General features: G+C 67.3%; 11 protein-coding genes. 6 read left to right on the top strand and 5 right to left on the bottom strand.

Features of this window, described 5'->3' with window-relative positions; genetic code table 11:
• Window positions 1-495, top strand: a 495-nt coding sequence (locus tag Q0W90_RS03445) for a serine hydrolase (protein WP_297697648.1), incomplete at its 5' end; no start/stop codon positions are given.
• On the opposite strand, the gene Q0W90_RS03440 is transcribed toward Q0W90_RS03445, so the two are convergent.
• From Q0W90_RS03440 to Q0W90_RS03420, 5 genes are all read right to left on the bottom strand, one after another.
• Window positions 490-1,551, bottom strand: coding sequence for an ABC transporter substrate-binding protein (locus Q0W90_RS03440; RefSeq protein ID WP_297593586.1), 1,062 nt, complete (start codon window positions 1,549-1,551; stop codon window positions 490-492). The two genes, Q0W90_RS03445 and Q0W90_RS03440, sit on opposite strands and share 6 nt — an antisense overlap.
• A gap of 69 nt (window positions 1,552-1,620) precedes the next feature.
• Window positions 1,621-2,604 (bottom strand): NmrA family NAD(P)-binding protein, encoded by a 984-nt coding sequence (locus tag Q0W90_RS03435; RefSeq protein WP_297773167.1) that lies wholly within the window; start codon window positions 2,602-2,604, stop codon window positions 1,621-1,623.
• A 41-nt stretch (window positions 2,605-2,645) separates the two neighbouring features.
• Window positions 2,646-2,957, bottom strand: coding sequence for an EthD family reductase (locus Q0W90_RS03430; RefSeq protein WP_297593590.1), 312 nt, complete (start codon window positions 2,955-2,957; stop codon window positions 2,646-2,648).
• On the bottom strand, window positions 2,957-5,008 hold the full coding sequence (gene paaZ, locus Q0W90_RS03425; RefSeq protein ID WP_297773164.1) for a phenylacetic acid degradation bifunctional protein PaaZ: 2,052 nt from the start codon (window positions 5,006-5,008) through the stop codon (window positions 2,957-2,959). Before paaZ ends, Q0W90_RS03430 begins: the two co-directional genes overlap by 1 nt.
• Window positions 5,009-5,113: 105 nt before the next feature.
• Entirely contained in the window at window positions 5,114-5,737 is a 624-nt protein-coding gene (locus tag Q0W90_RS03420) for a TetR/AcrR family transcriptional regulator (RefSeq protein WP_297593594.1), read from the bottom strand.
• Window positions 5,738-5,830: 93 nt separating this feature from the next.
• Between Q0W90_RS03420 and Q0W90_RS03415 the strand changes: the two genes are divergently transcribed.
• Genes Q0W90_RS03415 through paaB form a run of 5 tightly spaced genes read left to right on the top strand, consistent with a single transcriptional unit; the run spans window position 5,831 to window position 9,448 of the window.
• Window positions 5,831-6,571, top strand: a complete 741-nt coding sequence (locus Q0W90_RS03415; RefSeq protein ID WP_297593596.1) for an enoyl-CoA hydratase/isomerase family protein — start codon at window positions 5,831-5,833, stop codon at window positions 6,569-6,571.
• Entirely contained in the window at window positions 6,568-7,446 is an 879-nt protein-coding gene (locus Q0W90_RS03410; protein ID WP_297773159.1) for a 3-hydroxyacyl-CoA dehydrogenase family protein, read from the top strand. Before Q0W90_RS03415 ends, Q0W90_RS03410 begins: the two co-directional genes overlap by 4 nt.
• Window positions 7,443-8,228, top strand: a complete 786-nt coding sequence (locus tag Q0W90_RS03405) for an enoyl-CoA hydratase-related protein (RefSeq protein WP_297773156.1) — start codon at window positions 7,443-7,445, stop codon at window positions 8,226-8,228. Before Q0W90_RS03410 ends, Q0W90_RS03405 begins: the two co-directional genes overlap by 4 nt.
• 10 nt (window positions 8,229-8,238) lie before the next feature.
• Window positions 8,239-9,168, top strand: a complete 930-nt coding sequence (gene paaA, locus Q0W90_RS03400) for a 1,2-phenylacetyl-CoA epoxidase subunit PaaA (protein ID WP_297593602.1) — start codon at window positions 8,239-8,241, stop codon at window positions 9,166-9,168.
• A complete protein-coding gene (gene paaB, locus Q0W90_RS03395) occupies window positions 9,149-9,448 on the top strand; it encodes a 1,2-phenylacetyl-CoA epoxidase subunit PaaB (protein ID WP_297593604.1) in 300 nt (99 codons plus the stop codon). Before paaA ends, paaB begins: the two co-directional genes overlap by 20 nt.
• Window positions 9,449-9,450 lie beyond the last annotated feature (2 nt).

Below are 9,450 nucleotides of genomic sequence, written 5' to 3'. Positions count from 1 at the left end.
CTGATCAAGGGGGACACCCCGTTCCTGGACGGCGAGGTCCCCGCCGCGAACGGCGTGGTGACCGGGCGGGGCCTGGCCAAGATGTTCGCGGCGCTGGCCAACGACGGCCGGATCGACGGCAAGAAGTTCCTGTCCGAGGAGCTGGCCCGGGGGCTGGCCGGACAGGCGCGGCGCAAGTGGCCCGACGCAAACATGGTGGTGCCCATGCCTTTTCACCTCGGCTATCACGAGTCGCCGGTACCCGGTTTGCTCCGCGGTTTCGGTCACGTCGGGCTGGGGGGAACGCTCGGCTGGGCCGACCCCGAGACCGGCAGCGCCTTCGGCTTCGTGCACAACCGGCTGCTGACGCCGCTGCTGTTCGACATGGGATCCTTTGCGGGCCTGGCTCGTCCGCTGCGCAATGCCATCGAGGCGGTCCGCGATCAGGGTCCGCTCGCGGTGCCGCCGCTGGGGGCCCGCTACGCCAAATCCGCTCGGCGCACGGCGGCTCTATAGCCCGACATGCGCGTTGCCCCGGGGCAGTGTCAGCGGAAGGTCGGCGTAGGTGGCGATGCCGGGCGCGGCGGCGACGACGGCTCCAATCGCGTTGATCGCCGGCATCGCGGTCATGATGTGACCGAGGTCCATGAATTCCTCGAGGGTGGTGGCTTCGAAGTATGGCGGCGGCAGGAAGCCCACCTTGGTGGTCACCGTGGGTTGCCCGTCGACCTGGATGACCCAGCCGTCCTGCTCGATCTTCCAGTCCGGGTCGAGCGTCTGTCCCTTGCGCCACCGCACGTTCAAATCAATCAGGGTCTTGCCGTTGACGATTCCCTGCCAGCTGATGTAGGTGCCCGCAACGTGTCCCGCGGGGATGGTCCAGGACGCCATGACGAGATCCTCGGTGGTTTGGGCGAACTCGGCCACGCAGCGCACCTCGTCGAGTTCCACGCCGAGGGCGTCGCCCACCAGTCGGACGGCCTCGCCGAAGATGGCCGTCCCCTTCGCGGCCATCGCCGGCAGGTCCGGATGGTCGATCGGCTGGCCGAAGCCCACCGGCTTCTCGGTTTCGGGTGAGTCGTAGAACGTGGTGTCGGCGGCCTCGTTGACGGTGACCTTGTCGATGCGGTTGCACACCATCGCCGACACGATGGCCAACAGCTCGGCGAAACCCGGGCTGACACCGGACCCGAAGATCGTGGATCCGCCCTTCTGGCACGCCTCCACGATCCGGTCGCGGCCGTCGCCGAGGTTTCCGCCGGTGATGAACGACGCCGTGGTCACCACGTTGACGCCCGCGGACAGGATGCGCACCAGCTCGTCGACGTCGAACCACATCGGGTTGTAGACCACGCAGTCCGGCTTGAGGGCCAGGAGCGCTTCGACGTCATTGGTGGCCGCGACGCCCACCGGTGCGATGCCGACGAGCTCACCGGCGTCGCGCCCGACCTTGTCTTTGGACCAGGCGTAGCACCCGACTAATTCCAGCGTGGGGTTGGTGACGATCGACTTCAGCGAGCTCTTGCCGACGTTGCCGGTGTTCCACTGAACCACTCGATAGTTGTTTGGCACTCGCTCAGCATAGGGAATCGCCGGGGTTCTTAGTAGGCCTAATAGCGACCGCGATCGGTGGCTGTAGCCTCAGCCGCCCGCCGGAACGAACACGTCCTTCATCTCCCGAAGCCACGACTTCAACGGCAGCGCCTCAAAACCGAGCATTTTCGGTGTGAAGCACCGCTCGGTGCCGTGCAAGCTGTTGCCGCTCTTCAGCAGCTCTTCGATGAAGGGAACCTCGTGGTGACAGTAGGTGAGGATGTACTCGGCGGCGTCGTCGCGGCGGTAGTACGTGCGCAGCCCCTCACCGAGTTCGCGCAGAAATGCTTCGTCCGTGCCGTCGTAGCCGATTGGCACGCCCCACGCGTCGCTCATCATCTGCGGGATCTTGCTGAACATGACCAGGTCGTCGATGCCGTTTTCCAGATGAACGGTCTCGCCAATCTCGGTCAGCGACGGATTCAGAAGGAGCTCGGCTACGCAGCGGCCGATGTCGCGGGTGGCAATGAAGTTCATTGGCCGATCGGCAGCCATGACGAACGTCCGCTTGTCGCGGATGGGGTCGAGGAGAAATCCGGAGAAGTCCTCGAAGAACCACCCCGGGACGTTGGCGTAGACGACCGGCACGCCTGCACCCGTTAAGACCTTGCGGGCGCGCAGATGCTGGACATTCATCTTCTCGTCGTCGAAGCCCGGCAACGTGGTGACTTCCGACTCATCGCGGAGCCCCGGCGGGTCGCCGATCAGCCGGATGAGTCGGACCAGCGCGCCCGATGCTTTGATCGCGCCGGCCACATTGGTCATGGCGGTCTGCTCGTCCAGGAAATCCGGAGTGACGACGAATGCCGCATCGATCCCATCGAAGGCCGCGATCATGTGGTCGGCGTCCAAATAGTCAGCGATCATGACTTCTGCACCCGGGTGCACGTTGGCGAGATCGGCGGCCATGTCTGGCCGGCTCGAGACGACGCGAATTTTTGCCGTCGGATGCCGCTCGGCGAGCCATTGGGCACACGGACCACCAATGTGCCCGGCGGCGCCGAAGACAAGAAACGACGGGTCGGACGGCAATGTCATGTTGGATTCCTTTGTAGCGGCGGGCAGTTCGGCGATCAGCCGAGGATGACGTTCTCCTCCTGGACGTACATCGTCACGCCGCCGGTCGCGAAGTTGGCGACATCGGCCCCGGCGGCTTGCATTTCCGGTGAGGTCAGGCCCGCTTTGAGCGACGCGGCGGTCTCGAAGCCCAGCTTGGCCACCATGTAATACGGTGGCTCGGAACGGTCCAGCGACCGACATTTTCCGGTGGTAAAGCTCACCAGCCCAGGCACTTTCAACGCCAGCGGCGCGTGGGTACCGGCGTAGTAGTCGTCGAATGCGGTCGGGTCGGTGGGCTGGCGGTAGCAGACGGAAACGACATGCATCAGTGCTCCTCGCAGGTGATGGGTTGCTTGGCGACCAGTGTCAACACGTCGTAGGTCGCCACCGGTGAGTCGTCCTGATTGGTGACGACTGCGTCCCACCGGACTTCGCCGTAGTCGGCGGAAATTCTCGGGGTGAGCTGTTTGGCGGTCAGCGTGACGGTCAGCGCGTCGCCCGCCTTGACCGGGGTGAGGAATCGCAGCGCGTCGACACCGAAGTTGGCCAGTACCGGACCGGGCTTGGGCTCGACGAACAGGCCCGCCGCCAGCGACACCACCAGGTAGCCATGCGCGACGATGCCGCCGAACAGCGGATTTTGCGCCGCGGCGTCGGGATCGGTGTGCGCATAGAACGTGTCGCCGGTGAACTCGGCGAAGTGGTTGATGTCGTCGAGCGTCACCGTGCGCGGCCCGCCGATGATCGTGTCGCCGATCCGCAGTTCCTCCAGGTGTTTCCGGAACGGGTGCACGTCGCCGACGTCGCGGGCCGCACCGGTCGTCCACCGGCCGGTGATGGCGGTCAGCATGTCGGGGGAGGCCTGCACGGCGCTGCGCTGCATGTGGTGCAGCACGCCGCGGATGCCGCCGAGTTCCTCACCGCCGCCGGCGCGTCCGGGCCCGCCGTGCACCAGGGTGGGCAGCGGGGAGCCGTGCCCGGTGGATTCCTTGGCGTCGTCGCGGTCCAGCACCAGCATCCGGCCGTGGTACGGGGCGATACCGATGACCACGCGGCGGGCGATGTCGGGGTCGTGGGTGACGACCGAGCCGACCAGGCTGCCGTGACCGAGGGCGGCCAGCGTGATCGCCTCCTCCACGTCGCGGTAACCGATGACGGTGCTGACCGGGCCGAACGCCTCCACGTCGTGCAGCGCGGCGGCGGTGTTGTCGTCGGCGCGCAACAGCAACGGCGGCAGGAACGCACCGCGATCGGCGTCGGCGCCGTGGACCGTGAAGTTGTCCGGGTCACCACTGACCAGGGTGGCGGCGTCGGTCAGGCTCTTCAGCGAGCGCAGCACTTCGTCGCGTTGGGCGAGGCTGGCCAGTGCGCCCATCGTCACCCCGTCGGCGTCCGGCTTGCCGACCACCACCGAGGCCAGGCGGGCGCGAGCGGCATCCACCACGTCGTCGACCAGGTCGCGCGGAACCAGAGCGCGGCGGATGGCGGTGCATTTCTGCCCGGCCTTGGCGGTCATCTCGGCGACGAGTTGCTTGATGTAGAGGGCGAATTCGGGCGTGTCGGGGGTGGCGTCGGGCCCCAGGATCGAGCAGTTCAGCGAGTCGGCTTCGGCGTTGAACCGCACACCCGCACTGACGACGTTCGGGTGGGCGCGCAGTGCCGCGGCCGTGGCGGCGGACCCGGTGAACGCAACGAGATCCTGCTCGCCGAGTTGGTCGAGCAATCCGTGCGGGCTGGCGCACACCAGCTGCAGCGAGCCTTCGGGCAGCAGGCCCGAGTCGATGATGTGTCGCACCACCAGTTCGGTCAGGTACGCCGTCTGGTGGGCGGGCTTGACGACGGTCGGGACACCGGCCAGAAACGCCGGCGCCAGCTTCTCCAACATGCCCCACACCGGGAAGTTGAACGCGTTGATCTGCACCGCGACGCCGGGGCGTGAGGTGTAGATGTGCTGGCCGACGAATGTCCCTGCGCGGCCGATGCTTTCGGTCGGGCCGTCCAGATAGACCGTGTCATTGGGTAGCTCGCGGGTGCCGTTGCTCGCGTAGCCCAGCAGCGTGCCGATGCCGCCGTCGACGTCGATGGCCGAGTCCCGCGCGGTCGCGCCGGTGGCGAACGACAGCGGATAGAACTGCTCCTTGTCGGCCATCAACCGCTTGCCGAGCTGCTTGAGCCGCGCGGCCCGCTGATGGAAGGTGAGCTCGCGCAGGGCCGGCCCCCCGACGCGTCGGCCATGGTCGACGACGGCGGCGAAATCGAGGCCCTGTGTCGAGAACCGCGCCACCGCCTCGCCAGTGGCGGCGTCGGCGAGTGCGACGCCGTCATCCGGTGCGGTGCACCACTGCCCGTTGACGTAACTCTGCAACAACGCAGCCATCCGACCCGATCCTTTCCCAACCGTCCGTTCGTTCGGTTATCAGACTGGCAGCCGAGCGAGTCGGCGTCAAGCGCCGTCGGGTGACCGCGCGAGAACCGGACCGGGTCAGCGTTGGCTGGAGGGAACCACGCGCAAGCCGTCGAACAGCACCGTGACGACCGCGTCGGCCAGTTCATCGGCGCCCAGGCCGCGCGTCGGCTTGTACCACTCGACGAGCGAGTTGACCGTGCCGAAAATCAGCCGGCTGGTCAGGGCGGGGTCGACGTCCGGTCGTACGCTGCCCTCGGCGCAGGCGTCGGCCACCAGTTGCTCAACGATCTGATCGAACTCGCGACGACGCGCCAGCGCGCGGCGCTCGACGGTGGTGTTACCCCGGATTCGCAGCAGCAGTGTCACGTACGGAAGCTGGTCTACCAGCACATGAATGCTTCGCCGGACCAGATTCTCCAGCCGATCGATAGCCGGTCCGGTGGTGGTGTCGGATGTCCTGGTGGCCGCGAACAGCGCATCGAGTGCCCGGTTGACCGATAGCCGCAGCAGCTCGGCCTTGCCGGGCACATGGTGATAGATCGACGACTTGGTGATCCCGAGTCGGCTCGCTAGATGCTCCATGCTGGTGCCGTCGTAGCCCCGCTGGTTGAACACCGTCACAGCGACGGCCAACAGCGAGTCCAGGTCGTAGCCCGGGCGCCCGACCTGGCCGGCGGGTCGAGAGTGCAGCGCAGCCATACCGCACATCATCGCACTGCGGAAGCCGCCGACCGCGCCGATCGGCCAACCCCACCTTGATAACCGACCGAAAGGTCGGTTATTGTTGCGCCTGTGACGGTCTTCGACACGCTCCGGGTGCACGCGGCCAATGATCGTGTCGTCGTCGAACTGCACCGACCGCAGCAGCGCAACGCCATCAACGCCGCGATGGTCGCCGAGTTGCACCGGGTCTGCGCCGACCTGGAACGGGATCCGCGGCTGCTCATCATCACCGGCGCGGGAAGCGACTTCGCCGCCGGCGCCGACATCGCCGAACTGCGGGCGCGGCGCCGCGACGACGCGCTGGCCGGGATCAACCGCGCGGTATTCGATCGGATCGCCGCCCTGGCGATGCCGACCATCGCCGCCGTGGAAGGCAATGCGTTGGGCGGCGGCGCCGAACTGGCCTACGCCTGCGACCTACGTATCGCCGGCGCGGGTGCCCGGTTCGGCAATCCGGAACCCGGATTGGGCATCCTGGCCGCGGCCGGCGCCGGCTACCGGCTCGCCGACCTGGTCGGCAGGTCGATCGCCAAACAGGTCATCCTGGGCGGTCGGCTGCTCGACGCCGAGGCCGCCGCGCGCCACGGACTGGTGTGCGAGGTCGTCGGGGCGGGCTCGGCGCTCTCCGCCGCCCACGCGCTGGCCGACCGCATCGGGCGCTGCTCCGGGCTGGCGCTGCGGTTGTCGAAAGCCGTGCTCGACGCGGCCGCACCGCACCCGCTGCTCGATGACCTCGCGCAGGCGGTGCTGTTCGAGAGTCACGACAAGACCGACCGGATGACCCGATTCCTGGAAAGGAGCGGCGCATGACCGGCCTGCCCAGCACGGTCGCGGTGATCGGCGGCGGGCGGATGGGCGCCGGCATCGCCCAGGTCTTCGCCGCCGCGGGCGCGACGGTGACCATCGCCGAAGCGAACGCCCACACCGCCACGGCCGCGCGGGACCGGGTGGCTCGTGGCCTGACCAAGGCCGCACAGAAGCAGTCGCACGACCATCAACTCGACACCATCCTGGCGCGGCTGCACACCGTCACCGCACTGACCCACCTGCCGTCCGACGCCGGCCTGGTAATCGAGGCGGTGCCCGAACGCGTCGAGGACAAGATCGCCGTGCTGAGCGCCGCCGAGAAAGTCGTCGGCGGTGATGCGGTGCTGGCCAGCAACACCAGTTCGCTGTCCATCGCCGATCTCGGTGCCGCCCTGGCGCAACCGCGCCGTTTTGTGGGTATGCACTTCTTCAACCCGGTCCCGGCATCCAGCCTCATCGAGGTGGTGCGCGGACCCGACACCGATGACGCGACCATCGAATCGGCACTGCGATGGGTCAAAGTGCTCGGCAAAAGCGATGTCCTGGTGAATGATTCGCCGGGATTCGCGACCAGCCGCCTGGGCGTGGCGCTCGGGCTGGAAGCCATCCGCATGCTCGACGAGGGGGTCGCCGATGCGGCGGCCATCGACCGCGCCATGGAACTTGGCTATCGCCACGCGATGGGGCCGCTGCGCTCGACTGACCTGGTGGGCCTGGATGTGCGGCTGGCGATCGCCCAACACCTGCACGAGACCCTGGGCGAGCGGTTCCGGCCGCCGCACCTGTTGCGGGACAAAGTCGCCCGCGGCGAGCTGGGTCGCAAGTCCGGCCAGGGCTTCTACTCCTGGCCTCCTACCGAAGGAGGACAGTCCCGATGACCACCGTCACCTACACGGTCGATGACGGCCTCGCCAGTATCGACCTGGACCGTCCCACGGCGTCCAACGCCCTGGATTGCGCCATGAAAGAGCTTCTGCTGCAAGCGCTGTCGGCCGTTCGCTACGATGCGACCATCCGAGCGGTGGCCCTGACCGCGTCCGGGAAGAACTTCTGTGTCGGCCAAGACCTCGGCGAGCATGTCGAGGCGCTGCGAGCCGACCCCGGCCACGCGATGGACACCGTCACGCAGCATTACAACCCGATCATGCTGGCGCTGGACGCCATCGAAGTTCCGGTCGTCGCCGGCATCGGCGGAGCCTGCGTCGGCGCCGGCCTCGGCATCGCACTGGGCGCCGACATCCGCATCGCCGGGCAGCGCGCCAAGTTCGGCACGGCCTTCTGCGGGATCGGGCTGGCGAGCGACTCGGGGCTGAGCGCGACCCTGGCCACTCTGATCGGCAGAAGCAGGGCTACCGGGCTGTTCATGCTCGGCGACACCATCGACGCCGACACCGCGCTGGCCTGGGGTCTGATCCATCGAGTGGTGCCCGACCCCGACGTCACCTCCGAAACCACCGCGCTGGCACGACAACTCGCGACCGGGCCAACGGCCGCGTTCAAAGCAGTCAAACAGTTGATTACCGACAACGCGGGCGCGGCCCTGGGCGACGTGCTGACCCGCGAAGCCCGCGCCCAGGCGCTGCTCGGCGCCAGCACCGATCACACCACCGCCGTCGAGGCGTTCCTGGACAAACGGCGTCCGGCTTTTGTCGGGCAGTGAGGGCCATCCGATGACTGACACCTTCGACAAGGTGATCGCCGCCGGGCAGCGGGTAGAGCCGCGTGATCAGATGCCCGACGGCTACCGCAACACGCTGATCCGCCAGATCGCCCAGCACGCGCATTCGGAGATCATCGGCATGCAGCCCGAGGGCAATTGGCTGACCCGGGCTCCGTCGCTGCGTCGCAAGGCGATCCTGTTGGCCAAGGTGCAAGACGAAGCCGGCCATGGCCTGTACCTGTATTCGGCCGCGGAAACCCTCGGCGCCGACCGCGCCGACCTGACCGCGAAACTCATTGCCGGCCAGCAGAAATACTCGTCGATCTTCAACTATCCGACGCGCAGCTACGCCGACGTGGGTGTGATCGGCTGGCTGGTCGACGGCGCGGCGATCTGCAATCAGGTGCCGCTGTGCCGCAGCTCGTATGGACCCTATGCCCGCGCGATGATCCGGATCTGCAAGGAGGAGTCGTTTCACCAGCGGCAGGGCTACGAACTGCTGATGACGATGATGCGCGGGACGGATGCGCAACGCGTCATGGTGCAAGACGCGGTGGATCGGTGGTGGTGGCCGGCGTTGATGATGTTCGGGCCACCCGACGACCAGTCACCCAACACCGCCAAGTCGATGGCCTGGGGCATCAAACGCCACACCAACGATGAGCTGCGGCAGCGGTTCGTGGACATGACGGTCCCGCAGGGCGCGGTCCTCGGGGTCCGGTTTCCCGATTCCGGTTTGGTGTGGAACGAGCAGCGCGGATCCTACGACTTCAGCGCGCCCGACTGGTCGGAGTTCATGGCCGTCGTCAACGGGGACGGCCCCTGTAACGAAGAACGGATCGCCACCCGCAGATCCGCCCACGACGAGGGCCGCTGGGTACGGGAGGCCGCTACCGCCTTCGCCGACAAGAGGAAACACGATGAGCAGCAAGCAGGTTGATGCCGCCTGGCCGCTGTATGAGGTGTTCGTCCGCGGCAAGCGTGGCCTCAACCACGTCCATGTGGGATCGCTGCACGCCGCCGACGACGAGATGGCTCTACGCCACGCCCGCGACGTCTATACCCGACGCAACGAGGGCGTCAGCATCTGGGTGGTGCGTTCCGCGGCGATCACCGCGTCGAGCCCCAGCGAGAAAGACCCGTACTTCGCGCCCAGCGGCGACAAGGTCTACCGCCATCCCACCTTCTACGACATCCCCGACACCGTCGCGCACATGTGAGG

It is taken from the genome of Mycobacterium sp., assembly GCF_025933915.1.
In the GTDB taxonomy this organism is placed as follows: Bacteria; Actinomycetota; Actinomycetes; order Mycobacteriales; family Mycobacteriaceae; genus Mycobacterium.
Note: the sequence above shows the minus strand (reverse complement) of the source record. Positions and strands in the feature narration are given on the sequence as shown.

Excerpts from the sequence above, each read along its gene's own strand:
- Q0W90_RS03430 (WP_297593590.1), bottom strand. The coding sequence starts at position 2,957 with ATGCATGTCGTTTCCGTCTGCTACCGCCAGCCCACCGACCCGACCGCA.
- paaZ (WP_297773164.1), bottom strand. The coding sequence starts at position 5,008 with ATGGCTGCGTTGTTGCAGAGTTACGTCAACGGGCAGTGGTGCACCGCA.
- Q0W90_RS03420 (WP_297593594.1), bottom strand. The coding sequence starts at position 5,737 with ATGGCTGCGCTGCACTCTCGACCCGCCGGCCAGGTCGGGCGCCCGGGC.
- Q0W90_RS03410 (WP_297773159.1), top strand. The coding sequence starts at position 6,568 with ATGACCGGCCTGCCCAGCACGGTCGCGGTGATCGGCGGCGGGCGGATG.
- Q0W90_RS03405 (WP_297773156.1), top strand. The coding sequence starts at position 7,443 with ATGACCACCGTCACCTACACGGTCGATGACGGCCTCGCCAGTATCGAC.
- paaA (WP_297593602.1), top strand. The coding sequence starts at position 8,239 with ATGACTGACACCTTCGACAAGGTGATCGCCGCCGGGCAGCGGGTAGAG.
- paaB (WP_297593604.1), top strand. The coding sequence starts at position 9,149 with ATGAGCAGCAAGCAGGTTGATGCCGCCTGGCCGCTGTATGAGGTGTTC.